Origin of the sequence: Chitinophaga sp. W2I13, assembly GCF_050434005.1 — a bacterium.
Classification (GTDB): Bacteria; Bacteroidota; Bacteroidia; order Chitinophagales; family Chitinophagaceae; genus Chitinophaga.
Map to the genome: position 1 here is coordinate 1320892 of NZ_JBNPWD010000001.1, position 26496 is coordinate 1347387.

The 26496-nt window shown below is 45.2% G+C and carries 19 protein-coding genes, 1 tRNA gene and 1 pseudogene; 13 read left to right on the top strand and 8 right to left on the bottom strand.

The annotated features are described in order from the left end of the window. Positions 1 to 264 precede the first annotated feature (264 nt). The 3 genes from QFZ48_RS05305 to QFZ48_RS05315 form a co-directional block, all read right to left on the bottom strand. Complete coding sequence (locus QFZ48_RS05305; RefSeq protein ID WP_429061429.1) at positions 265 to 1452, bottom strand: FecR family protein; 1188 nt, start codon at positions 1450 to 1452, stop codon at positions 265 to 267. An 88-nt stretch (positions 1453 to 1540) separates the two neighbouring features. Beyond that, positions 1541 to 2128, bottom strand: a complete 588-nt coding sequence (locus QFZ48_RS05310) for an RNA polymerase sigma factor (RefSeq protein ID WP_429045196.1) — start codon at positions 2126 to 2128, stop codon at positions 1541 to 1543. A gap of 99 nt (positions 2129 to 2227) precedes the next feature. Beyond that, the gene (locus tag QFZ48_RS05315) at positions 2228 to 5113 is read right to left on the bottom strand and encodes a ligand-binding sensor domain-containing protein (protein ID WP_429061431.1); all 2886 of its coding nucleotides are present in this window, start codon (positions 5111 to 5113) and stop codon (positions 2228 to 2230) included. A gap of 340 nt (positions 5114 to 5453) precedes the next feature. On the opposite strand from QFZ48_RS05315, the gene QFZ48_RS05320 reads away from it, so the two are divergent. The 5 genes from QFZ48_RS05320 to QFZ48_RS05340 are packed head-to-tail and all read left to right on the top strand — an operon-like array spanning position 5454 to position 13225. Continuing rightward, positions 5454 to 8669, top strand: a complete 3216-nt coding sequence (locus QFZ48_RS05320; protein ID WP_429061433.1) for a SusC/RagA family TonB-linked outer membrane protein — start codon at positions 5454 to 5456, stop codon at positions 8667 to 8669. 23 nt (positions 8670 to 8692) lie between these two features. After that, positions 8693 to 10192, top strand: a complete 1500-nt coding sequence (locus QFZ48_RS05325; protein WP_429061434.1) for a RagB/SusD family nutrient uptake outer membrane protein — start codon at positions 8693 to 8695, stop codon at positions 10190 to 10192. A gap of 24 nt (positions 10193 to 10216) precedes the next feature. Next, positions 10217 to 11296, top strand: a complete 1080-nt coding sequence (locus tag QFZ48_RS05330; RefSeq protein WP_429061435.1) for a hypothetical protein — start codon at positions 10217 to 10219, stop codon at positions 11294 to 11296. Positions 11297 to 11305: 9 nt separating this feature from the next. Next, positions 11306 to 12190, top strand: coding sequence for a hypothetical protein (locus QFZ48_RS05335; RefSeq protein WP_429061437.1), 885 nt, complete (start codon positions 11306 to 11308; stop codon positions 12188 to 12190). Between the two features lie 3 nt (positions 12191 to 12193). Further along, positions 12194 to 13225, top strand: a complete 1032-nt coding sequence (locus tag QFZ48_RS05340) for a family 16 glycosylhydrolase (RefSeq protein ID WP_429061438.1) — start codon at positions 12194 to 12196, stop codon at positions 13223 to 13225. A gap of 108 nt (positions 13226 to 13333) precedes the next feature. Here the strand turns inward: QFZ48_RS05340 and QFZ48_RS05345 are convergent, their stop codons facing one another. Then, positions 13334 to 14176, bottom strand: coding sequence for a rhomboid family intramembrane serine protease (locus QFZ48_RS05345; protein WP_429045182.1), 843 nt, complete (start codon positions 14174 to 14176; stop codon positions 13334 to 13336). A 279-nt stretch (positions 14177 to 14455) separates the two neighbouring features. On the opposite strand from QFZ48_RS05345, the gene QFZ48_RS05350 reads away from it, so the two are divergent. The 5 genes from QFZ48_RS05350 to QFZ48_RS05370 all read left to right on the top strand — a co-directional run bounded on the left by QFZ48_RS05350 (position 14456) and on the right by QFZ48_RS05370 (position 16780). Beyond that, positions 14456 to 14529, top strand: a tRNA-Asp gene (locus QFZ48_RS05350). 209 nt (positions 14530 to 14738) lie between these two features. Next, positions 14739 to 14915 carry an Arm DNA-binding domain-containing protein gene (locus QFZ48_RS05355; RefSeq protein WP_429045180.1) on the top strand — a complete coding sequence of 59 codons (177 nt, stop codon included), beginning with the start codon at positions 14739 to 14741 and terminating at the stop codon, positions 14913 to 14915. Between the two features lie 153 nt (positions 14916 to 15068). Continuing rightward, complete coding sequence (locus QFZ48_RS05360; protein ID WP_429061440.1) at positions 15069 to 15608, top strand: Crp/Fnr family transcriptional regulator; 540 nt, start codon at positions 15069 to 15071, stop codon at positions 15606 to 15608. 75 nt (positions 15609 to 15683) lie between these two features. Then, positions 15684 to 16274, top strand: a complete 591-nt coding sequence (locus QFZ48_RS05365) for an NAD(P)H-dependent oxidoreductase (protein WP_429045177.1) — start codon at positions 15684 to 15686, stop codon at positions 16272 to 16274. 29 nt (positions 16275 to 16303) lie between these two features. After that, the gene (locus tag QFZ48_RS05370; RefSeq protein ID WP_429061442.1) at positions 16304 to 16780 is read left to right on the top strand and encodes a DUF4405 domain-containing protein; all 477 of its coding nucleotides are present in this window, start codon (positions 16304 to 16306) and stop codon (positions 16778 to 16780) included. Between the two features lie 150 nt (positions 16781 to 16930). Here QFZ48_RS05370 and QFZ48_RS05375 read toward each other — a convergent pair whose 3' ends face one another. Further along, on the bottom strand, positions 16931 to 17800 hold the full coding sequence (locus QFZ48_RS05375; RefSeq protein WP_429061444.1) for an alpha/beta fold hydrolase: 870 nt from the start codon (positions 17798 to 17800) through the stop codon (positions 16931 to 16933). Between the two features lie 813 nt (positions 17801 to 18613). On the opposite strand from QFZ48_RS05375, the gene QFZ48_RS05380 reads away from it, so the two are divergent. Next, positions 18614 to 19300: an alpha/beta fold hydrolase gene (locus tag QFZ48_RS05380; RefSeq protein WP_429061446.1), complete on the top strand. Its 687-nt coding sequence runs from the start codon at positions 18614 to 18616 to the stop codon at positions 19298 to 19300. Continuing rightward, positions 19300 to 19662: an alpha/beta fold hydrolase gene (locus QFZ48_RS05385; protein WP_429061447.1), complete on the top strand. Its 363-nt coding sequence runs from the start codon at positions 19300 to 19302 to the stop codon at positions 19660 to 19662. The genes QFZ48_RS05380 and QFZ48_RS05385 overlap by 1 nt, the downstream gene beginning before the upstream one ends. A 189-nt stretch (positions 19663 to 19851) precedes the next feature. Here the strand turns inward: QFZ48_RS05385 and QFZ48_RS05390 are convergent, their stop codons facing one another. Both QFZ48_RS05390 and QFZ48_RS05395 read right to left on the bottom strand, forming a co-directional pair. Continuing rightward, the gene (locus tag QFZ48_RS05390) at positions 19852 to 22224 is read right to left on the bottom strand and encodes an ABC transporter permease (protein ID WP_429061449.1); all 2373 of its coding nucleotides are present in this window, start codon (positions 22222 to 22224) and stop codon (positions 19852 to 19854) included. Positions 22225 to 22430: 206 nt separating this feature from the next. After that, positions 22431 to 22880, bottom strand: coding sequence for a hypothetical protein (locus tag QFZ48_RS05395; RefSeq protein WP_429061451.1), 450 nt, complete (start codon positions 22878 to 22880; stop codon positions 22431 to 22433). 548 nt (positions 22881 to 23428) lie between these two features. Here QFZ48_RS05395 and QFZ48_RS05400 point away from each other — a divergent pair. Further along, positions 23429 to 24760, top strand: coding sequence for a PQQ-dependent sugar dehydrogenase (locus QFZ48_RS05400; protein ID WP_429061453.1), 1332 nt, complete (start codon positions 23429 to 23431; stop codon positions 24758 to 24760). Between the two features lie 25 nt (positions 24761 to 24785). Here the strand turns inward: QFZ48_RS05400 and QFZ48_RS05405 are convergent. Next, positions 24786 to 26426, bottom strand: a pseudogene (locus QFZ48_RS05405) (tannase/feruloyl esterase family alpha/beta hydrolase). Positions 26427 to 26496 lie beyond the last annotated feature (70 nt).

Below are 26496 nucleotides of genomic sequence, written 5' to 3' on the forward strand. Positions count from 1 at the left end.
GGTGATGCTTTCCGGAAGTGTTGATGTGGTGATGATCAGGCCTGCGGACAAGGGAATACGATCCCTCTTCTCTGTTTTGGAACAAAGCAGTTAAAATCATACATTTGATTTCGGTGATAAAAATGAGTTTACACGAATAATTTATTGCCTGTAACCAGTGATGTTTGCCCATCACTGGTTTTTTAATGGCGCTGGTTTTAGTTGATTTTGATTACTTCTGGTACAATAGCTGGTCAGATTTAAGTGTTAAAAAATATGGCATGCTTACGATCGTAATACGGTTATTTTTCTTCCTTCTATTTTAAACAGTACTCCATTTTTTTCTAATATTTTGAGGATGCCCGATAGGGACAGGCTGCGCTGCATACCGCCGCCAAAGCGCATTTCGGGCGGTGTACCTTCGTATACAACTTCTATATCGTACCAGCGTTCCAGCTGCCGCATCACGGTGGTAATGTCTGCCCGGTCGAAGATAAAAAAGCCATTCTTCCAGGCTACGGCTTCCTGCACATCGGTACCTGTTACTGTGATGTTGTTACTGTTGCTGATGCGTGCCTGCTGGCCGGGCAGCAGTTTTTTTATGACGCCATTGCGGCCTACGTTCACAGCGCCTTCCAGCAGGGTTACTGCCAGCGCATTTTCATTCGTATATGCCATCACATTAAAATGGGTGCCCAGTACGGTGATATCGGCGCCGTTGGCCTTTACCAGGAATGGTTTTCCGGGCGCCTTAGCTACTTCAAAATATCCTTCGCCGGTGAGTTCCACGGTTCTGTTGTTACCTGTGAAAGCTGTAGGAAAACGCAGGGAGCTGGCTGCATTGAGCCATACCTGGGTGCCGTCTGGCAGGGTAAGCTGGTATTGTCCGCCACGGGGAGTAGTTAATGTATTATAAGTAACCGGGGCGGTAGCGCCGGTGGCATGGTACAATACCTGCCCGTTTTGTAATTTGATGATGCTGGTGCTGCCTTGTTTGCCGAGCGTATCATTTTTGGCTTCATCCAGCACAATCTGGGAGCCGTCTGCCAGGGTGAGCATGGCTTTATTGCCGCCGGGGGCGATGTCATTTTTATAACGCTGTGCGAGTGCAGGAACGGGTTTCATGGTGGCTACCGGCCGGAGCAGGAAATATAAACCGGTGGCTAACAGCAGGCCGGTAACTATGGCGGCAGCCCACCAGAGGCGGTGTATAAACTTCACAGGTTGCACGGTTTCCACAAAAGGAGTGGTAAGGTCTGCGCCGGTAATACTTTGCAGCAAAGCGGTGCGGGCGGCAGTATCGACGGGGGCGGTATCCGCAGGCGCCTGCCACATCAGGTCCGTCAGCGCGGCCATGAGTATTTCCATGTTGCCGTCGTCTTCCAGCAATGTGTACAACTCTTCCTGCTCTTCGACCGTTTCGTTACCGGAAAGTCGCTGTTGCAATAAATATATGACCCTTTGCTCCTGCATGCGTAAAAAGAAAACCGGGATTTAAACGGCTCCCCGGTATTAAGAATAGGCTAACGACCTAAAGGACCTATCTGTTTAAAAATATTTTTTACCTGCAAATAAAAATCAGGTAAACAAGCGGGATGGCATGCCCGTTGCGACGCAGGTGCTCCCGTATGGCTTTCAGGGAAAACACCAGGGCATTTTTAACAGAGTTGGGCGACAAATCCAGCTCTGTGGCTATTTCCGGGATCTTCATACCACGATTGCGGCTCATCTGGTAAATGCGCCGGCGTTGCGGCGACAGCAACATCACGGCTTCTTCTATAACAGTATGCAATTCTTTCAGTGTGAGCCGCCGGGTAGCGGTATCGGTGTCATCGGCGGTAACCACTGCCGTTCCGCGCAGGCGGTATTCGTTGGCTTCTTTTTTCAGGTAAGTATAACACTCGTTGGCGGCCACTTTAAATAGCCAGGCTTTCGGATGATCGATGTCCGCGAGCTTGTCGCGGCTCAGCCATACCCGCAGGAAAGTAGCCTGGATCACCTCTTTGGCGTTCTCGGGCGACTTCACCATTTTCCGGATAAATGGTTCCAGCGTTGTCAGGGAAGTATTGAAGAGGATACCAAACGCCGCTTCATCGCCCTCAGAAATGCGCTGAAACAGTGATTTGTCAATATAGATATTGTCGTGCATTATCGTTGCAGAATACGCTGATGGTTGATAAGGTTGGTGGTATCGCCACTAAAGTAATGAAAATTGAGCGGATCCTCACTGCCTCCTCATTTGAATAAATCAGATCTCATTCAGGAAGTCTGTCATCGACTGCTCCGTCAGCAGGTTCAGTTTCTTCCGGAGGCGGTACCGCTTTATTTCCACGCCCCGCACCGAAATGGCCATCAGCTGCGCAATTTCTTTGGTAGATAATTTCAGCTGCAGGTAAGCACAAACCTTCAGATCGGTATTCGTCAAGGCAGGGAATTTGCTTTTCAGCTTCTTCAGGAAGTTATTGTTGATCTCATCAAAATGAGCGGCGAACTGATCCCAGTTATCATTATTCTTTTCTACATCATTTAACAATAACAGCGCGTTCTTGATTTCCGGGTTGTTACCATTCTTTTTATATACCGATGCCAGGATATCTTTTACTTTCACCAGCGCATCGCCTCTCTCCACCAGGTGCATGGACGCATCTGCCAGCGCGTTGTTTTTAAAATGTATTTCATTCGCCAGCTTTTCATTCTGCAGCTTGATGATTTCCTTTTCGTTTTTTTCCAGCTCCAGCTGGTGAATATATTTAAGACGCTGCTGCTCCTCGTCAAAGCGGCGCTGCTGGATGCGCAGGTTCCTTTCCTGCCAGCGGTTCAGGAGATATAGCACAGCGAGGAACAACAACACATAGCCAATATACGCCCAGGTAGTTTTATACCATGCGGGCAGCACTTCAAAACTGTAGGTCACCACTTCTGATTCATGTCCGAGGTTATCGTGTGCTTTTATTTTAAAAAGATATTTACCGTCCGGAAGGTTGGTGTAATCCTTTTCTGTTTTGGGCGACCAGGCGGACCAGCGCTGATCGTATCCTTCCAGCTGGTAGCTGTATTCTATATTACTTTGCAGTCCGTATGCCGGCGAGCTGTATTCAAAATGGAAGGAGTTATATCCTTTTGGTAAAGCCACCATTTCGGTGTCATCCTGTAAATAACCGGCCGCTCCGCGGTGATGGAAATAGCCGCCGAAAATAACACTGTCGGATTTACCAAAAGCCTTTACCTGCCCCAGTAAAACCTTCACCGCCTGTTTGTTGGTGGCATACTTTTCATAGTTCAGGTGAATAGTGCCTTTTTCGGAGCCAATGAAAATATTCTCTTTATTATAGGGATAAATGTTTTCAAATCCCAGTAATATCTTGCCGTTCAGCTCTGGTATCCAGGTAATGGTAAATGGTTTATCGCCGGAAGACTGGTTGAAATTCACCACCCCAATATCCTTGCCGCTGCAAAACCAGATATTACCATCGGCATCTTCATTCATATACCGTATTTCCATGTTGCCCAGTATGGGCGTCAGGAAGGCGGAAGGAACAAACCGGTTGGTGGCCGGATCAAATTCATATACCCCTTTACCCGTGCAGAACACCACGCGGTTCTTTATCTTAAAAACATAATTACTCAGCGCTGAAGGCAGCCCCGCACTATCCGTGAGCAATTGGGAAGAAACGGTTTTGTTATCGGCCGACAGCTGCAGCTTATAAACGCCCCGGTACGGGTGCGACGCCCAGATGATGTTGTTATTATCTATTTCCAGGAAACGCAGCGACTCTCCTACCCCTTCCAGTTTTCCTTTATCGGTAAACTGGCCGGCACTGTATTCCAGCAGCTGCACGCCGGTATAACTGCCTACCAGGACGTTTTTTGCAGGATACACTGCCGATACCGGTTTATACAGCCAGGCGCCGGGTTCAGCAAATAGCGGCACGGCGCTGTGATCTTTCAGGACAGCGCTGCCGGTGTGTTGTGCCAGCAGGATGTGATTGTTCACCTCATCGAGGCGCCACACTTCTGCCTTGCTGTTCCTTACGCGGGTAAAATCACCTTTGGAGAAACTGAGATCGCCCGAGGCAGCCGCCAGCGGCACGTACCAGGCGCCGTCCGATGTGGCAATGTACAGTTCATTATTAAAGATACGGGTGGAGTATCCCGACAGCTCATTGCTTTTACTGGGTGTAATATATTTTATGGCGGCATTGTAGGCGATAAAGCTGATACCATTATTGAGCCCGGCCCAGAGGTTATTATGTTTATCAAGGAAGACGCTGATCACGTCATTATTCTGAAGTCCTTCCGTGCGGGAAATCTTTTGCACCACTTCGCCGTTGAAGTTGAGCACCACGCAACCTTCCGTGGAGGTGCCTGCCACAAATTCCATGGCGTTGATCTGTGCGGAGATATTCACATTGCCGGTGGAAAAGGCTGCGTGTTGCTGGATGATGGAGTCGTTGCGTAAAAGGAATTGTCCTTTTGCCTGGGTTATCACCAGGAGCGTATCAGCCCCGATGCCTATAATGCCGGATATGAGGCCGTCTGTAAATTTATGGCCGGTATTAACGGGCTGCCATTCATTATTTTTAAACAGCATCAGTCCATTATACTTATCCTGTGCATACAGTCTATGGCCGGCCTGTTTCAGGTACAACCACTCGCTGGGATATACTTTAATACTGTTATTCCGGTATTCGAAGATGCGGTCGGAAGCCTGGAAGAAAACAGCTTCTTTATAAATTTCTATCCGCCAGATGTCCGCAAACTTATTATGTGAGGCAGGAACAAGGTCCCTCAGGGAGGTATAAACGAGATTACCGTTTGGCCCGGGTGCGAAGTAGCCGAGTTCTCCCTGGCCACCGGCATAGATCCGGTCGACCGTATCAATGGCCAATGCGCGCACAATAGTACGGTTTGGAAGCGGGTATGCTTTCCAGTGACTGCCATCATAGGTAAGCATTCCTTCGTTGTTGGCGAAGTACATGATGCCTTTGCTGTCCTGTTCAATATCCCAGGTTTGGGTGCCTGCCTGGAAGTCGCTTTTACTATAATTGATGATCCGGGGCAACCCGATCGTATTCTGACCTGCGGCCATCCGGAAACACCCGATGCATAAAAAAAACAGCCACCATCTTTTCATAAAATATAGGATTACTTCCGGTGATGTAGTAATGATGTAGTTTAAATTTATTAATAATCAATCATTTATCCAATTGTGATGCAGTATAGATGTAGTCGGAAAATTGGCTTCGTTCTGTGGAAGGTGTAATTTTAGCCCAATCAAAACAGTATAAAAATAGTACTTAGTCAACTGAAATCATCCATCCATTTAAAAAAATGCAGAACACCACGATGCTGTAAAAAAGATCACCTGCAGCCATAAAATGAAATAAACATCAACGGGATTTCACGTTTACCGCCAGCACACCGATGCTGGTGAAAGTACCCCGCATGTAAAATCGTCAACAAAAAATTCACGTATGAAAAAACTCTTACAAAGCATTCTTATCCCGCTATTGCTATTATTTGCCTCCACATTGTGGGCGCAAAACAAAACCGTTACCGGTAGGGTAACAGATGAAACCGGGGCGCCTATACCCGGCGCTTCTGTAATAGCTAAACTTTCCAAAACTGCCGTAGCAGCAGATGCCAATGGCGCCTTCTCTATATCCGTAACACCGGAAGAGAAAGTGCTGGATATCTCCGCCATCGGATATACCACCTTTCATATAGCGGTAGGAGCTTCGCCGTTAGCAGTACAGCTGGCGCTCTCCAATAAAGAACTGGGAGAAGTAGTGGTAGTAGGTTACGGCACCCAGAAGGTAACCAAAATATCCGGCGCCATCTCCACAGTGAAGGGAGCGGATATCGCCAATCTCCGGCCCGTAAGGGCAGAAGAAGCCCTGCAGGGAAGGGCTTCCGGCGTAAGCGTTATCCAAAGCGGTTCCCCCGGCGCCAAGCCTACTGTGCTGATACGCGGTATCCCCTCTTACAGCGGTTCCGACCCACTGGTGGTAATAGATGGCGTACCTCAAACGCTGGACGATCTGAATGCCGTGAACGCAGCAGACATTGAATCCATCAACGTGCTGAAAGATGCTGCTACCACCGCTATTTATGGCGTAAAAGGCGGCAACGGCGTGATTATGGTCACCACCCGCAGCGGCAGAAGGAATCAACGGCCCGAAATTACCGTGAACGCCAATTATGGCATACAGGAAGTATTCAAAACCATAGGAGTGCTGAATGCCACTGAATACGCCGGCATCATCAATGAAGGCAGCGTAGCTTCCGGCGGCAACATCATCTTTCCCGACCTTTCCAAAATGGGCGTAGGTACCAACTGGCAGAAAGAGATTTTCCACCAGGCGCCCATGCAAAATTATAATGCCAGCGCAAGAGGCGGTGGAGACAAGATCACCTATTTCATTTCCGGCAGCTACCTTGGACAGGATGGTATTGTTGGCGGCGGCAGTAAATCCAATTTCAACAGGATCAATGGTACTGCCAATATCACCGCCGATGTCACCAATCGCCTGAAATTGATCGTGAACACCAGCTTCGCCAATATTAAAAATAAAGGAATACAGGAAAATTCGTTCAATTCCATTATCGGCAGCGCACTGAACTTTGATCCTACCCTGCCGGTATATAATGAAATACCGAATACACCCGGTAAATATAGCTTCAGTAACCTCCTTACCTCCGAAATTTTCAACCCGCTTACCAAACTGGAAAATACCTACAATACTTCCAGCGGCAACAAACTGTTCGGAAAAGTAGAACTACAGTACGATATCCTGAAGAACCTAAAAGCGACCACCCGCTTTGGCTATACCAATTACGACCAAACCGGCAAGAACTTTACGCCGCTGGTGTTTTATGGTCCGCTGAACGTGGAAAACACCATGGGTGCGGATGGCAATGCCATTCCGCTCAAAAATGAACTGGGCATGCTGGCGGGTTCCACCCACAACAGCGTAAGCGAGTTTAAGAACAGCGCAGCCAGTTTTACGTCAGAAACCTATCTGAACTATAACTTCAATATCAAAAATGATCATCACTTTGATGCGGTAGCCGGTATCTCCTTTTTTAAATCTACTAACAACGGCATGACCGTTACCCGGCAGGACGTACCTTTCAACTCGTGGCAGTTTGCAGATTACAACGCCGCCACCGGTATCAATACCGCTGCTATTCCTTATATTATAGATACGGTGATCAATAATGTACCAGTAAAGATCTATAACTCCAAAGGAGATATTCCCGCCAACCTGAACGGACAAACAGCCAGCAAATACAACGGATTCCGTAAAAATTTATCTTACTTCGGCAGGATCAACTATGATTACAAAGATAAATACCTCGCCTCCGTTACCATGCGCAGGGATGGTTCCTTTGCCTTTGGTACAGATAATAAATTCGCAGACTTCCTTTCCGGTTCACTGGGCTGGGTAGCGTCTTCAGAAAATTTCTTTCACTCTGATTTTGTCAACTATCTGAAAATAAGAGGCAGCTATGGTACTGTGGGAAATGAAAACACCAACCCGGCTTTCCCCAGGATTGTAACAGGCGGTCCTAATTACGACGACGGCAATAACAACGGATATACTTTTGGCAATACTTTCCTGTCGGGATCTACGGTAGGTTCCTATGCCAATACTACGCTGAGCTGGGAAAAACAAACCCAGTTTAATGCTGGTTTTGATGTTACCTTCTTCCATAACAAGTTTAACCTCAGCGCCGATTACTTCCAGAAAAGCGTAAAGGGTTTGCTGTTCAAACCTATTGTATCCCTTTTCCTGGGAACGGCTAAAGTGCCGGATGCCAACATCGGTTCTACCAAAAGCAGTGGTATAGATCTCAACCTCGGTTACACCGATAAAATAGGCCGCGACCTTTCCATTAATACCAACGTGACTTTCACCACTTCCAAAAACGAAGTAACCGGCACCAACTCTGATAACTCCTTCATACTGTATGGTGGCAGTTATTTCAATGGTCAGTCGCAAACGGTTACTGCTTTTGAAACCGGCAAAGCGCCCGGCTATTTCTACGGATTCAAAACAGCCGGCTTATTCCAGTCGGCCGACGAAGTAAACAAAGCGCCCAAACAAAGTGGGGCGCAGCCCGGCGATATCCGCTTTGTGGATGTAAACGGCGATGGAGAAATTACGGACAAGGATAAAACAAACATCGGCAATCCCTTCCCGAAATTCACGATGGGCTGGAACCTTTCTCTGGGTTATAAAAACTTCGACCTGAACATTTTCACGTATGCTTCTGTTGGCAACGACATCTACCGGGCATACGAAAGAAATGCTACATATACCAACAAATTCCGCGATATACTCGCCCGCTGGACCGGGCCCGGAAGTACCAATGATGCCCGTCACCCACGCTACTCTTTTACGGACGCCAACAATAATGCGCGGGTATCCGACCGCTACGTGGAAGATGGTTCTTTCGTAAAACTAAAAAACATACAGCTGGGATATACCTTCCCCCGTTCTGTGCTGGACCGTGCAGGATTTAAACAGGTACGTGTATTTGCCCAGGTTAAAAACGCGTATACGTTTACCCGTTACTCCGGCTTTGATCCTGAAATCGCCGGTGGTATAATGGAATCGGGCATCGACAGAGGCGCTTATCCACAGGCCAGGACCTGGTCTTTAGGTATTGATTTAAAACTGTAATGTTCAAAGTAAAAAGACAACAAATGAAAAACATACTGAAAATAGCAGGCATATTTTATTTCACGATTGCCATGAGCTCCTGCAAAAAGTGGGTCGATTACAAACCGAGCGACAGCTTTAACGTAACAGACCAGGATTACCTGAAAAGTGAAAGCGATTACCGGACCATGGCGGTGAGTACCTACTCTCCTATCCAGTGGCTGAACCAGGCGGTACCCATTGGTGATATTGCTTCCGACAACTCCGTAAGCGGCGGTGAAAGTGCCTCCGATGTACTGGGATTACAACAGATGGATGATTATGCCATCACCACCAATAATGATTACTTAACGGAGATATGGTCTGCTTCCTATGAGGGCATTAACCGTGTAAACTACCTGACCCAGTTTAAGGACAAGAACCCCGGCGGCGGCACGGTTGATTTTCCCGGCAAAGAAGCGCTGTATGGAGAAACCTATTTCCTGCGGGCGTATTATTATTTCACGCTGGTGAAATTTTTTGGAGATGTCCCCCTGTTTGCTGATAAAAGATTAACACTGGCCGATTCCAGGACATTGCCCAGGTCTCCCAAAGCAGATGTATATAAACAGATAGAGCTGGATCTGAACAATGCCATTGCTGTATTACCTGCTACGCAGCCACAGGCCGGACGTATTACCAAATACGCCGCACAGGCATTGCTGGGGAAAGTACTGCTCTATCAGAACAAGTTCAACGAAGCCGCGGCCATGCTGGAGAATGTGGTGAATGGCCCGTTTACGCTGGTAGCTGAATTTGGAGATATTTTTCTGCAGTCAGGAGAAAATGGTATTGAGTCTGTTTTTGAAATTCAATATTCCAATCTTTCTCCCTACTACAACTGGGGCGCCGCTACCCGTGGACAGGGCAACTATGCTGTACAGCAGTGTGGAATACGGGGATTAAACGGTGGCAGTCCCTATGCCTCCGGATGGAGCACCAACTTACCCACCCAGAACCTTGCCAACGCCTACGCTGCAGGCGATCAGCGGAAAGACGTTACGGTACTGGATATAGAAGCCTACAAAAATGCACACCCGGATTTTAAAATTACTTACCAGGTAGCACCTTATAAAAATACCGGTTTATACAACCAGAAATATTTACCAAGAAAAGGAGAAACTTCCGGTCAGCTGGAACTAAACTATCTCAATAACTACAGAACTATCCGTTATGCCGATGTATTACTGATGGCCGCAGAAGCCAACAACCGTGCTACCACACCCAATGATGCTAAAGCACAAACCTACCTGAACAAAGTTCGCCGCCGTGCTTTCAGGGATAATGCGCACGATATTACCTTAACCGGCAGCGCCTTAACAGACGCCATCTGGAAAGAACGCCGGCTGGAGCTGGCCATGGAAGGCGATCGCTTCTTTGATCTCGTAAGAACAGGTAAAGCTGCTGCCTCCATCACCGGTTTCAAAACAGGTAAAAATGAGTTGTTCCCACTGCCACAAAGGGAAGTGGAAATATCCAACTTACCACAGAATCCAGGGTATTAATCGCTTATCAGTAAAACAAGAAGCATGAAAAGACTTTCATATATACTACTGGCATTTGCGCTAAGCAGTTGCACCAAGTTAACAGACGACGATCTGTCGTTTTTAAATTCCATACAAGCGCCTTCCGATGAATCGCTGTTGTTTAAAATTGCGGATGATAATTCCGGGCAGGTGACCATTACGCCCAACAGCGCAGGAGGTACCAGCTATGATATTTATTTTGGAGATGGGACTACCGCACCCGTAACGGTGTTACCCGGAAAGAACACCACGCATGTATATAAAGAAGGGACATATCCCGTGAAGGTGGTGACCACCGGTTTGAGCGGGTTAAAATCGGATACCACCGCACAGCTGACCGTCACTTTCCGGGCGCCGGAAAATGTAACCGTTACTACTACGGGCAACGCGCATGAACTCACCCTATCTGCCACTGGGCTGTATGCCACCGGTGGTTTCAAAGTATCTTTCGGCGAAGTTCCAAACGAAGAACCGGTGCTGATTGCCGCCGGCGCCAATATAAAACACACTTATGCCAAAGGCGGTGTGTATACCGTTAAAGTGGAAGCATTGAGCGGAGGAAAAGCCACCACCGTTGTTACAAAAGACGTGACGATTTATGATCCGCTCACACTGCCCATGACCTTTGAGCTGCCGACCGTTAACTATGCCTGGGGCGACTTTGGCGGCAGCGCTACTTCTGTGATCGCCAATCCCGTGCGGAGCGGTATCAATACCAGTGCTACCGTTGGTAAAATTGTAAAGACAAAAGCGGAAGTATGGGCCGGCAACTTTATTGTAATGACTGATCCCATTGATTTTACGCAGCACAAAAAGTTCAGGGTAAAAGTATATTCCTGGCGCGCCGGCATGCGGGTATTACTGCAACTGGAAAGAAACGGCGATAACACTTTCCAGGAAAACGTGGAGATGGCCACCACTGTAGCAAATGCCTGGGAAGAGCTCACCTTTGATTTCTCCGGAAAAATAAAAGATAACAGCAAACGCCTGCAGAACATCCTCTTTTTCCTGGACAACGGCGTAACGGGAGATGGCAGTAACAACTTCACCCTTTTGTTTGACGATATTACTTTAACTAACTAATCCACGGTTATGAGAATACATATAAAGCTATTAACACCGGTGCTGCTGTTTGTATTGATGGTGATGAACAGTTGTAATAAAGATGATTTCCGGTTCGGCGATATCATCACACCATCCAAACCGATCTTAAATATTGAGATCACGGGTAAAGACGCCACGCATCCAAATGGCGGCGGCGCAGGAACGATAGTGGTAAATGTTGCTGCCGACAATACCATCAACTATAAAGTAGATTTTGGTGATGGCAAACCCGCTAAAACATCTACCAGCTCTGTTTTTCAATACCAATATGATCATACGGGCATCAAAACGCTTACGGTAAGTGTAACCGTTTATGGAAAGGCCGGCAACTTCAGCACCAATGCACAGGAGATCACGGTATTCAGGGCATTTGAGCCGGATCCTGCTTTTGTGACCATGCTTACCAACAACGGCACCAAAAAATGGCGGGTGGATAAAGACAATCCCGGACACCTGGGCGTATCAGATGCGGCGGTATTTACCCCGGCGTGGTGGGCGGCTGGTCCCGATGAAAAAGCGGGCCTGGGTATTTATGACGACGTGTATACCTTCACTGCGAACGGCAATGCCTTTACCCATGAAACCAACAATGATATTTTTGGATCTAAAGAGTACCTGAAAGATTTTGATCCGTCGCTTAGCGGCGAGGGTGACTTTACCTTAACAGGGCCTAAAGCTGCCGGCTACACGGAAACATTTGGTTACGACGGCAGTGCCACTGCGGAGTATATTACTTTTTCCAGCAAAGGACACCTGGGCATGTATAAAGGCGTACATAAATACCAGGTACTTGAAAGAACCGCCACGCAGATGACCCTGCGTTGCTTACAGAGTCCCGGTGCATGGTATGTTAAAATAATAGCAATTCAATAGCGTATGAAATATATCACAGGAATGATGCTGGCATTACTGATCAGTACTACCAGCTGCGGAAAAAATGAAAAAGCGCCACCGGCGAAAACCGCGCCCACCAATCTGACACTTCATGTGGTGGTAAATACAGACAACAGCGGGGCAGTAGCTTTTACCGCTGCTGCCAATAACGCGGTTAGTTATGATTATGATTTTGGAAATGGGATCAATAAAACCGTTGCCAATGGTATTACCAACTATACCTATCCCGGCAGCGGCACCTATGCCGTAAAAGTAACAGCTAAAAGTGCAGATGGACTTACGCTGAGTAAGTCCGCCGACGTAACGGTTACTATTGCTTCCGGGCTGGTATGGTCAGATGAGTTTAACACCGATGGCGCGCCCGATCCTGCCAAATGGGGCTACGACATTGGCACCGGCGATAATGGCTGGGGCAATGCGGAGTCGCAGTACTACACCGACCGGTCGAAGAATGTGAGTATTTCCAATGGTATCCTGAAAATTACCGCCATGAAGGAAAACTATTCCGGCAGTGCTTATACCTCCGCAAGAATACTCACCCGGGATAAGTTTGCCTTTACCTATGGTAAAGTAGAGGTCAGCGCCAAACTACCTGCGGGTGGTGGCACCTGGCCTGCCATCTGGATGCTGGGCAGTAACATTACTACCGCCGGCTGGCCTGCCTGTGGGGAAATAGATATTATGGAACACAAAGGTAACGAGCCCAATAAAATATATGGTACAGTGCATCATCCCAATCATGCCGGTGCTAACGCCGACGGGGGTACGGTAATGGTACAGAATGAAACCACCGTGTTTCATAAGTATACCGTGGATTGGTCACCTGCATTACTGAGGTTTTATGTAGATGACCAACTGTTTTATACTTTCCCTAATTCAGGCAATGTGCCGTTTAATCATGATTTCTTTGTGATCCTGAATTTCGCAATGGGAGGGCATTTCGGCGGGGCCATTGATCCGGCGTTCAACAGTGCTTCGCTGGAAATAGATTATGTAAGGGTGTATAAAAATTAAGAGCTACTAAAGAAAAAAGGCGTCCGGCCTTTGTCTTTACCAGTATAAACCAGGTACCGATGCGGGTTCCCGGTTGTCTGGTAAGGGCAAAGGCCGGCGCCTTTTTTATTAACTTATCTGGCGGGAGTATCGCTCCAGTTTTTCTTTTTCTGTTTTGGTTAAGCTGTTAATCCCTTTATGATGGATTTTATCAAGAATCGCATCCACTTCTTTCTGGCGGTTGGCTTTTTCCACATTGTACAGGTCATCGATATCCGCCAGCACATGATGCTGATTATAAAAATAGTTATCGACCAGGATAATATGTGGCTTGTGAATAATGACATACATGAAGAATACACAGGGTACTGTGAGCGCGATAATAACAGCGATATTTTGTGTAATCGCTGCCGGTTCAATCATCAACCCGATGAGCATGCCCGCCATAGCGCCGCCCAGGTGGGCATCGTGGCCTATGTTATCGCGGCGTGACTTGATACCGTAAATAGAATACAATATGTATACGATGCCATACACCCATCCGGGTACGGGAAACAGTCCGAAGAAGTTCACCATCATACCCGGATACAGGACGATAGAAGCGAAAATGATTCCGCAGATGGCGCCGGAAGCGCCTACTGCACTATAGTCGTTCTCACGCCGGTGAATGTACAGGGATAGCAGGTTTCCGCCAATAAGGCTTCCGAGGTAAATGCAAACGTAAGCGACGGGACCCATATCAGCTTCCAGCATGACGCTGAAAAGCAGGAGGGAAATCATGTTAAAGATCAGGTGTTTCCAGCTGACATGCAGGAATCCGCAGGTGATCAAACGCCGGTATTCCTTGTACAGCAGGATTCTTTCTACTTCAAATTCATACTTATTGAACACGGTGCGGCTTTTAAATCCTCTCCAGGAAATAACCACATTAGTGAGAATGATTAACAGGGTGATGATACCAGTATAACTCATTTTATTTACGGGTCGTTTACAAACACCCCTGCAATATGTGAAATACTTTAAATATATCAAAATCCTTGTAATGGTTCTTTTCCGGAAATATAACCGTTCCCGTTAGGGTCATATGCTCCAAACCGTTTGCAGTAAAGGATTATGTCGATGTATATTTCACCCACAGGTTAATAAATTTCTGATTTTATTCAAAAAAATTTGGTTGTTTGAAAATAATGTTGCTACATTTGCACTCCCCAAAGGGGGATATAGATCGGCTGAAAGGCCCGTCTGTATTAAGGATCGGTAGTTCAGTTGGTTAGAATGCCGCCCTGTCACGGCGGAGGTCGCGGGTTCGAGTCCCGTCCGGTCCGCAAAGCCACTCTTAAAGAGTGGCTTTTTTTATTAAAACCCACCAGAATCGGGTTTAAGCAAGAAAAGCATATTGAGTAATAACAAACATTACCAAAGAGAAAGGGTACCTGTTTTATTTCCGAAATTGGTACCCTCAGTTAACCCTATGTTTTTGTGAGAAGGGTTTAGGAATGAGCGAATTTTTATTCGATCACCTAAAATGTGTGTTATGAAGGTCAATGAAAAACTTTCCATTCTATTACTTTTGGAAAAATCAAAGGCATCTAAAGACGGAAAGATGCCAATTACTATCCGCCTGACTGTAGACTCCAAAAGAGCGGAACTATCCCTGGGTCAAAAAATACTACCCGATTTATTCATTGCTTTTTACACTGTCGTGTGTTAACAAAAAGGCAACCTTAAAAAAATCGCTGGTTAAGGCCAGCGTGAGTCAGCTTTTTTCATAACTTTAATCGAGTCTCGCAGAGAGAACTCGCTCCGGATCTGCTAATTAGTCGCCTAACGTTAGCGGCAACCCTAAAATAGCACTAAAAATAAGATGAAACAGGAAAATGTGCAGCCAAACAAATGGGAAATATTCAACCCCTATTTCAAACAAATAGAGGTTCCGGCTAAAGCCATCCTCTTGCAAGAAGGGAAAGTATCAAAAACGATGTACTTTATTGAAAAAGGATGTTTGCGGACTTGGGTTAACAATGACGGCAAAGAAATAACCACTCAATTCTTCTTTGAAGGTGACAGTGTATCTTCCATTGAAAGTTTTAGAACTAACCGGCCAAGTTTATACAGTATTGAAAGTTTGGAGCCCTGTGTCTTACAGACCATTTCACAAAAAGATTTTCAAGATATTATCCAAAACTCACCTGAGCTAAAAGACAATCTGGTTGAACATCTATTTATGCGGCTTATAAAAAGTCAACAGATTTTCTTTTTCTATTTAAAAAATACGCCTCAACAACGCTATGCAGAATTGTTGGAACAGCATCCAGAAATTATAAAACGCATCCCACAGCACTATATAGCTTCTTACTTAGGCATTACTTCTGTATCCCTAAGTAGGATACGTAACAGAAGATAAAAAAACTTTATTAACAATTGTTATCGTCCGGCGGTTAAATCCTTCTCAATTTTACATTGTAAATGAACAATAAAAATGAGAACAGTAATCGTATATAACCATCCTTTCGAAGGAAGCTACTGCAATGCCATACTTAGCGTGGTTACCAATGGGCTTCGAAAAGCCAATCACGAAATTGACCTGATGCACCTTGACCGGGAAGAATTTAACCCCAGAATGTCTGCGGAGGATTTAAAAGGCTTTGTAGCACATCAAGCCGTAGACCCACAGGTAATCGATTACGGTAAAAGATTGGAAAAGGCAGACCATCTGATTTTTATTTTTCCGATCTGGTGGGATATTATGCCGGCTACAACCAAAGGGTTTATAGACAGAGTATTAGCACCAGCCGTTGTGTATGATCATCACCCGCGAGGTTTCGGGCTCGTTCCCCTTTTAAAAAACCTGAAAAGTATTACGCTTATTACCACAATGAACAAACCCAAAATAATGTATTCGCTGCTCATCGGAAATTTGATTCAGAAAGTAATGCTTAGAAGCGTTTTCAAAACGATGGGATATAAGAACCTAAATTGGATTAGTTATAACAGGGTAAAATCGGTTACCCAGGAAAAGAGAGTCAAATGGTTAAATAATTTAGAAAAAAGGTTTACTGATTTTAAATAGACTTTAACAAAAAAAACGAATTCCAAAAAATGAAACCAGACAGAAAATATGTAACACCATTCATCTCCTTGCTATTTATGGTCTTGGCCATTACGGGGATTTTTATGCTATTTCATCTCTTTGACGGATATACTGAAGTTGCACATGAATTAATTGGAATTGGGTTCGTACTTGCCGCAGTTTTACATATTATACTAAATTGGAAAGGCTTAAAAGTCCATTTTATGAAACAAGTATTTATGCCAGCGGCCATTGCTGTAACAGTGTTAGCTTTAACTTTTGTTTATCTGGAACGAAAGCAACTTCCATTGGATATTGTTATTGTCGACAAAACATTTAAAGCTCCTTTAAAGGAATCATGCAAAATTCTGAGCATAGACTATTCCATAGCAATCAGAAAGTTAGAAGAAAAGGGGTATAAAATAAGCGACATAAAAACGCTTGAGGATATTTGGAAAAAAAATGATACAGATCCACAGGAAGTTATTGAATTACTAATGGACTAAACTTTTTGAAATCAACAGGGCGGCAGCCTGTCAGGATGATACCAATGAGGTAAGGCCAGTTTAAACTTACTTCCGGGGTTACGTTTTAACTGTATTGGGCGGGATTTAGTCCGATAAATCAAAAATTTGTTATCCTAACTTATTCTACAATTAATGTATAACGTTTTGTTGAAAAAAGACAATTAACTCTTTTGCGATTTTTTCCGGGCTGTTGTCATTGTCGGCGGCCGTATGTCCTAAACCATGGAATTCTACACGCTTTGCCTTTGGCAAAGTGGTGCTTAATGTATCAAGTGCAAGTTTAAGGTAACGTTGGCTCCTTGTCCCTCCCATCAGTAGCACTTCAGCTTTAATTTCTTTACAACCGTCTATCAGTCCGGAAGATTCACGGACCAATATGAGATCGTAATGCATCGTTGGAATTAAGGATTTAAAGCACACGTCATCGCCCGATTGTTTCTTAGCATTTGCGCTTATAGCAATATTTAGCAATGGTGCAATTAGGAAGCCGGGCAGGGCTGTAAACAATGAGGGGTCGTCGGTGCCTTTTATGGCAGTGAACATTGCTTTTCCAAGGTTTCCGCGGGAGAGGGCTGATTCATAGCGACCACTCCAGGACGCAGGGTCGGTTCCTTTAACTGGGATCGGAGGTTCGTAGAGGACCACTTTTTTAAGCGCTGGTTCCATGATGGCCGTTTGAAGTACACCTATTGCACCGGAGCTCAGCCCGAATATCTTATCAGTTGCTGTCTTATGGATTAATGCCAGCAAATCCTCGCTTTCTGATCCAATGCCATAGTTCTGGCCAAACGGACCACTTAAGCCGCGCCCCCGCCTGTCTGGAATATATACAGTGAATTCAGCTGATAAGAAGCTAGCAAGTTTGATGAAATTTTTAGAAGTCATCATACCGCCATGGACAAGGATAACTCCAGGCCCGGCCCCAATTTGTCTATAACCGACTCTTGTTCCATCCTTTGACACCACATAGTCGGTAGTATAATTCTCTGGGAGGTTCATTGCCTGATTTATGTTTATAGATACGAAAAAGTTATGTTACCCTGGTTCATTTCTGTCTGATTAAATATCAGCTATTACACTTTACCTCATTGTGATCATTTCATCCAGTAATCAGATCCGAAATATCTATCTCCCCTTGCGACTTCGTAGCCTGTCAGTAAATAATTAAAAAGGGCGTGATAGATCAATCCTTTTTTTCCTGTTGGATAGGAATGATGTCTAAACTCCAATCCGGGAATGGTCATGTTGTAAAGACTATGTCGGACATAGTGGTACCCTCTGATCTTAAATTCAATCCCTTGCCTAAATCCGTTCCGATGGATTCCCACTGGTCTTTGTATACCTCCTCATCCGCAAAATTCACTTCAATCAATTTTCCGAGAGCCCTTTGTCCCTTAAATTGATGGTAGATTTGCCATGCCGGATCCGCGGCTTCCGGGGAATCTGGCAATATCCCAATCGGATAATAGTGATTTATTGTTTCATAAACTAGCCAATAGTCATATTTTTCTGAATTGAAGCTAAAGTTTTGTTCCCTAGTTTTTCATTTATTAAACGGTGATTCATACTATAAGGTTAACCAGAGCTTCCTTTCTTCTTCATATTTACGCCGATTTCCAAAGTTAGTAGCAGCTAAACTGCAAATGATGCCAGGCGATGCGAGGTTATCTACACATTTGCGCGTGATGTCTATTCATTTGCAAAACGAGTCGAGTCATTCTCAAATTGCATGCAGGCTATAATTAATATTGTCCTTATAAAAATCAAAAGGATGAAAAAATACGCTGCCATTCCTTTAAAAGGAAAATACATTTGGCAATAGGTTTTGCTATTCTGCTGATCTGTATGACTGACACCATGATTGCCGCCTTTAAAAGACAACCTAAAAGCACGATTATGAAAAACACAGATTCAATTAAGCTAACACATCAATATATTACCGTTAACGGAATTAAATACCATTATGCAGAAGCCGGGAAAGGACCTCTGGTTATACTGTTGCACGGTTTCCCGGAATTATGGTATTCCTGGAGGCAGCAACTGTCTGCGCTGGCTCAGGCAGGTTATCATGCTGTAGCACCAGATCTGCGCGGTTTCGGGGAGTCAGAGGTTACAACTGACGAAAGGGATTATAGTTTAATTCAGCATGCCAAGGATGTGAAGGCGCTTATTGACCATATTGGCGCTGACAAAGTTGTAATAGTAGGACATGATTGGGGAGCAAATCTATTGTGGACTATGGCACAGCTATACCCGAATACGGTAAGTGCAGTAGTCGCACTGAGCATCCCTTTTTATCCGGAACCAAGAGACCCGGCAATGATCCGGAAAAAATGGTCAAGTGTTTTCACAAATTTTGAAAAGAAAGGGATTGTGGAAACTGAATTTGAAAAGAACCCCGAGCGGTTTTTCAAACTTTTTTTCTATGCCCTTTCCGGAGATGCACCGGACGGTACCATCGAAAAACTTTACTTAAAGACACACCCAATGACAGGTTAATGACCTCCTTTCCCCCAACAGATCAGCTCCCCGCATGGCTTAGCAAGGAAGATCTTGATTATTATGTCAATGCATATAAAAAGACAGGTATAACCGGCGCATTAGGTTTCTATCGTAATACTGATGAGGACTATCCGAAACTTAAAATAATTTATAAAAGAGGAATCACCCAACCTGCACTGTTCATTGGTGGAGCAAAAGAAGCTGCTATTAAATTTGGCAGTACAGAGCAGATGAAAAACAGTCTTCCGAATCTCAGAAAAGTCGTTCTTTTGGAAAATTGCGGCCATTGGATCCAGCAAGAGCGAGCCCAGGAAGTAAACAATGAATTGATTGAGTTTTTAAAGCAGGAAATAAAATAAGCACAATAGCTCTGACCCTTCTTTTAATTGCTTTTCAACAACGAGTGCAAAAAGCAAAAGAACCCTTCGGTTTGTTGCTGCTGGAAGCTTTACATTTTCCGTCCGCGGAATAAACCCGAAAGTTTAGCAATACAAAAAAAGCCTACAGATGAATAGTCTGAAGGCTTTTTTCGTATTGTGCCAATGAAGCTATTCCGTTTTCAAACTCCGCACCGGGTTGATCATAGCGGCTCTTACTGCGTGGAAACTCACCGTAAGCACGGTGATACCGACAGTGATTATGGCGGCCAGGATGAAAACCAGTGGCCCTATGCTGATGCGATATACATATTTCTCCAGCCAGCTATTAAGAAAATAGAAGGCCAACGGAGAGGCGATCAAACAACTGATCATCACAAGAATAACAAATTCACGGGATAATAATGCCCATAACTGCATGACAGACGCTCCCAATACTTTCCGTATGCCAATCTCTTTGGTTCGCTGTTCTGCCATATAGGAGGCCAGTCCAAACAAACCAAGACAGGAAATAAAAATTGCCAACAGGGAGAACAGACCAGTTAATTTACCGATCAGCATTTCCAGTTCAAATTTCTTTGCATAAGCTTCATCGGCAAATTTGTAGATATAGGGATAAGCGGTATTATACTGTCCAAAGATCCCGGCAATCCTGTCAACTGCTTTTGTTGTACTCACCTTTGGAGACAACCGGTAGGTAATAAATCTTGCTCCATTAGGGTTGTACATAAAGACTGTCGGAGTAGGCGACGAAAAAGGAGATTCCATAATAGCATCCTTGGCGACACCTATGATCTTTAAATTATGACGGCCATTATAAGCAATAACCTGTCCTATCGGGTCTTTCAGCTTCATCCGTTTAATAGCGGCTTCATTCACGATTACATTCAACGAATCGGCGCTTGTGTTACCGGTAAAGTCCCTGCCCGCAGCCAGATCTATATCCATCGTTCTGAAGTAATTATTATCCGCAACAAACACAACTGCGGCGCCCACTTCCTCCACGGGTGTTTTTCCTGGCCAGCTTTCGATACTACTGAAGTTCCTGAGTGCAATGACGGTCTCCGAAGACATGGTAACATCCGTTACCACACCACTCTGCAGCAAATCATTTTTTAAAGCCGGATAATTTTTCTTCAGATCGCTGCTGGCGTCAGTCATCATCAATCGTTGCTGATCATAGCCTACAGGACGTTCCTGTGCATATTTTATCTGCTGATAAATAATGATGGTGCTGATGATGAGTGTTATGGAACAGGAGAATTGTATTAATACCAGCATTTTTCTCGAACGCACCGCTCCGCGATCGGCTTTTAATATTCTGACAGGTCTGAAAGAAGAAAGATAAAAAGCAGGCCGGCTGCCCGCCAATAAGCCAGTGAGCAGCAAATAGCTGATCATAATGATCCAGAAAAATACATTCGTATATGGAATGCGGATAGTTGCCTGTGTTAGTGTATTAAATGAGGGTAATGCAATTTGCACCAACAGCAGCGATACGATAAATGCGGCAAAAGTGATCACAAAAGATTCTGTCAGAAATTGTAAAATCAGTTCATATCGCTGGGAGCCCATGACTTTTCTTACGCCTACCTCCTTTGCTCTTTTTTCAGACCGCGCCGTAGAAAGGTTCATAAAATTGATACACGCAATCAGCAACACAAGTATCCCGGTAACACTAAATACCCTTACATAGCTGATCATCCCACCAGTAGCAATCCCATTTTTAAACTCTGTATAGAGATGCCAGTCTTTCATTTCCTGCATGATTACTTCAGTATGCGAATGCTTATATTCTTCGGGGTTATACCTGGCTATGATCTTCTTCAGTGCTGGTTCCACCTGCGCATAGGATACTCCGGGCTGTAATGACACATACACATTGGATGTAATCTGGCCCCACATGTTAAGGTATTCTTTTATATCGCTGTTCTGAATAAGATATTCATAAGGGATAACGTAGTTAAATTTCAAAGTAGAATTGTCCGGAATATCTTTTAACACACCCGTCACTTTCAGATTGTTCTGATTATCGATACGGACAATCTTATTCAGCGGATCTTCATTTCCAAATAATGATTTTGCGGTCGACTCCGTAAGTACGATCGAATAAGGATCATTTAACACCTGCTCTGTGCGGCCTCTTAACAAAGGATACTGAAATATTTTCAGGAAATCATTCTCCGCTATTATTCCCGGCAGGTATATCTTCTTCTCTCCTGCTACCAGCCCGTGAGGTTTTATCCAGTCCGTCATGACCGCATGTTTGATACCAGGAACGTCCCTTCTCAATGCTTCTGCCAATGGCATAGGTGAAACAAGATAGGCATATGCCTCTCCATTATTCCCTGTACCTTTTAGCCCGGCCTTATAGATCTGCTGACTATCAGGAAGGAACCTGTCATATGAATACTGATACCAGATCCACAAACCAATGATCAATGCCACCGCCATCCCCGTGGCAAGGCCCAATATATTCAGCAGACTATATAATCTATTGTGGATAAGGTTGCGCCAGGCGAGCTTAAAATAATTTTTAAACATGGAGATAGCTTTGACCCCACCACTACTAATAAAATACCAGTTTCTAATATTATAAAAACCAATGAATTAAAGTTGCCGGTATTTTTCAACCTGTCCGGTTTTGTACAGTTGATGTCCGGTTTAAAAGCTGGAATAATTCATTTAGCCTTCACTATTCTAATGCAGGCAATCGTACTTCACACCTATTTATCATCAGGTAAATTTTTCTATTTTAAAATCCTTCTCGGGAATATGAACCATTTTCCTTTTTTGCGATATTCCCTTATAGAAGAAATAAGCCATTTAGAATAGGTAGCGAAGTCTGCGTCATTATCCCGGGAAAAAAGTTCAAATATTTCACCGCCCCAGTCTACTACTATATAAAAGTAAAGGTCATCCGTTTTCCCTGTTCCCCACAAGAGACTATCGGTGGTCCGGTAAATTGGAAATCCATAGCCTTTTGCTATGTCTTGTTTAACTTTATCATCATTCCAGGTGTAATTGTCATAGGCTCTCCAAAAGAGATGTGTTTGAAAAACATCTTTTCCGTTAGAGTATCTATCATCTTCTCCCATCGGATTGTCCCCTTCTATTAATTTAAACCCTTTAGGAAAGGATGCTTGCCCTAAACCAGTCATCACATAGAGCAGGAAGAGAAAACTAAAAAAATACTTCATAAGTTCGTATAAGTTGGTAACTCAATATATAATCTCTAACTGAATTTTTAAATTATTAACCGGTATTGAGCTCCGCTTACAGGTAACCTCCTTACCGGCATTCTGATGCTCTCAGCAGTTACTTGTGCAAGGCTACCCTGGTCTATAAACCGGTAGCTTTATGATAACTGGTTTTCTTCACCAGGAAAGCATTTGGGCGGTGGTGCCTGCCGCGGCGGGTTCCTTCATTCCCAGAATGCGATAGATAGGTTTAAAGGACAGGCAGCAACTAATGATTCATTGCAATTTAAGCCGAAATCTTTCGGGGAAGAATCCTATATTTAATGTGGATTAAATCCGCCGGTCTTTAGCACATCATAAAGCCGGAATAATATGAGTGTGGATCTGTCAGCATTTTTTTGGAGGCCAGGATGTAAGCCCTTATACAAGGCAACCATTTAACCGTCACTCCGGGGTTATCAATAAAAACGATTTAAATGCGCTGTTGCTTCAGGCAAGGCGCACATCCCGGCGTTAATAGACCTATGACAATATAAATGATACAAAGTATGGAAAGACTTTTACTGACTGCCGGTTTTGTGGCATTACTGGCTGTTTTGAATGGATGCAGCAGCGGCAAGCCCAAAACGCAACATAAGGCAGCGGATTCACTGGAAATCATCAATAATACGCCCCCCGATTCCCTGCCTGCCCCCGGTGCTACTCCGTCAGTCACTAATTTCAGTCACGTTATCGGTTGGGAAGATGGCAACAAACCAATTGCCCCGGAAGGATTTGTAGTCAACAAATTTGCTGATGGCCTGAAAAATCCCCGATGGATCTACGTGGCGCCCAACGGTGACATCCTCGTTTCCGAAGCACATGCCATTAAACGATTTTCCCAGGAAGTAATCAATGCAATGAGTGGTAAATCCAAATCAGAAAATAACAACATTACTGCGAACAGAATCACCATGTTCCGGGATACCAACCAGGACGGAGTGCCTGATGAGCGGCATGTCTTCCTGGAAAACCTCAATCAGCCAATGGGAATGCTGATCCTGAACGACAAATTTTATGTGGCCAATACCGATGCGCTGGTGCAATATCCATACACTGCCGGCATGACGGAAATGAAAGCAGAAGGCAAGAAAATTTTAGACCTTCCCGCGGGTGGTTATAATAACCATTGGGCGCGTAATGTGATCCAAAGTGAAGACGGCACCAAACTGTATATATCCGTAGGTTCCGGCACCAATGCCGCTGAACATGGAATGGAAAATGAAAAAAACAGGGCTAACATTTTGGAAGTAAATCCGGATGGTACCGGCGCCAGAGTATATGCGAGCGGATTACGCAACCCGGTTGGCATGGACTGGGCACCGGGTACACATACCCTGTGGACGGTAGTTAACGAGCGTGATCAGCTGGGTAACGATCTTGTACCCGATTACTTTACCAGTGTGAAAGATGGCGCATTTTACGGCTGGCCCTATTCCTATTTTGGTCAGCATGAAGATCCTGGTCTTAAAGGCAAGGCGCCCGAACTGGTAAAAAGTGCGCTGACGCCAGACTTTGCCCTGATGGCACATTCAGCGTCCCTTGGACTGCTCTTTTACAAAGGCACTGCATTCCCCGAAAAATACCGCAACGGCGCATTTATTGGTCAGCATGGCTCATGGAACCGCGACTACCTCTCTGGTTACAAAGTGATCTATGTGCCGTTCAAAGATGGCAAACCTGCCGGTAAAGCGGAAGATTTTCTGACCGGATTTATCGCAGATGAAACTAAAAGTGAGGTTCATGGCCGCCCTGTTGGCGTTACTATGGCTAAAGATGGCGCATTGCTGGTGGCGGATGATGCATCCAATACCATTTGGCGTGTAGCTGTAAAAAAATAGTCGATGGCGTGAGCGGACGCCGGTACTATTGAAGGTATTTCTCAGCCGGTACTAACACTTCTCCCCTTGGATGCTCCACGGCTTTGTAGCTGGAAGGATCTCCCGGATCTCCTCCGGTATATTCAGGAAATTGAGGATAAGGATAAACCGGTCGTTGAAACCTGAATGCTGAATCGGCGCCGCAACAACCCAAAGCAGCGGCAATAATTTTGGCGGGAGCCACCCCTTCTTCTACCCACTTCACCAGCGCCAGCAAAACATCGTGTTCACTGTCCTATTTTACAGCGGTCCTCAGATTTTGTCCAAAATCATTGATGCCTGGTCCGCCGCCACAATGTCCCATACCCGGTATCAAAAAATACCTGAAAAAATGCTGTGTTTTTTTCAAGCTGCCCTGCAGATGTATGACGCGCTCATAGTAGTTAATCGCATCCGGATAGGGAACAAGGGCATCCGCTGTTCCGGTATACATAATAAGTTTGCCACCGGCTTTTTTAAAGCTGCCCAGATCCGGGTTATTGGCGTTAAGCAACGGGGCAAGCATGGAGTCTACCACCACCTGGTGTTTATCAAAATCAAAGCTGCGGTAATCAAAATCGGCTCCCAGCGCCCAGCGATAAGGATACAACAGGCTGGCAGCTCCTTTTGGTGTTTGCTGAAGTTCAAGTCCGCCTCCGGAATTCTCAGCTCCGGGAGGGAGCGCGGCATATATCTGCTCTCCTGTACGGGGATTCACCGGTCCCAGATATATTTTTTTTAAGGCGGTCAACTGCGCGTCGGTCAGGCGCGGGCCTTCCTCCTTTCTTCCGCGTTTAAAAAGCTCACCAGGATCGAATCTGGCAAGTCTCGGATCAGTAAGGAAGCTGTCGGATGGCGCCCCGCCATCCTTACCGGCATATGCGGAAACAATCGTTTTTGTAATATACGCCAGGTCCGCCGGTGAATACCGGTTTCCCGGAGTTTCATTGATGGCATTATAGTTTAACAGGAACCCGGTATGTAAATGCGTGCGGTTATTTGCCGGCGCTCCTGCAATGATGCCGTTATAATCGCCGGGATATCGCTGCGCCTCCATCAATGCCTGCTGCCCACCAGTTGAACAGCCAACAAAGTAGGTATGATGCGGCGCCTTACCATAATATGCTTCCACTATCTGTTTGGAAACAACCGTCATCAAATGAGTGGCGCGATAACCGAAATCCGCCCATCGTTCCGGGTGATTAACAGCGGAATCCACGCCAGGTGAGGTACCCATGTCTGTATTAGCCGTTGCAAAGCCCTTTTTTATTCCGTTGGCCAGCCTGTCATAAATAATGGTGCCACCACCTCCGCCATTGCCGGTCCCTAAGAACCGGCCGTTCCAGCTATTGCGGGGCATCCAGAGTTGAATTTTTATATTGGATACAGGCGTTGGTTTAAGTGTTATGGCAACAAGGCAAAATGCCGGTAACCCGGTAAATGTTGTTGTTGAACCAACAGGCTGGTAAGGACCATCATTGATGTATTGAATATCCGTGATAGTTAACCCTGGTATTTTTAGTGCAAGTATTTTCTGCCGCAGGCTGTCTGTTGCGGTGGCAGGATGCATGGCTTCTGCAGTTAGCAAACCCAATAAGGCCATAAGGAATATACCGGCGTGTATAATGGCTCGTAGCATAGCTTTCATAAAATTGTATAACGTGGTGGGTTGCACTATAAACACTGAAGGATGCTGGAACAATTCACGGCACCAGCGT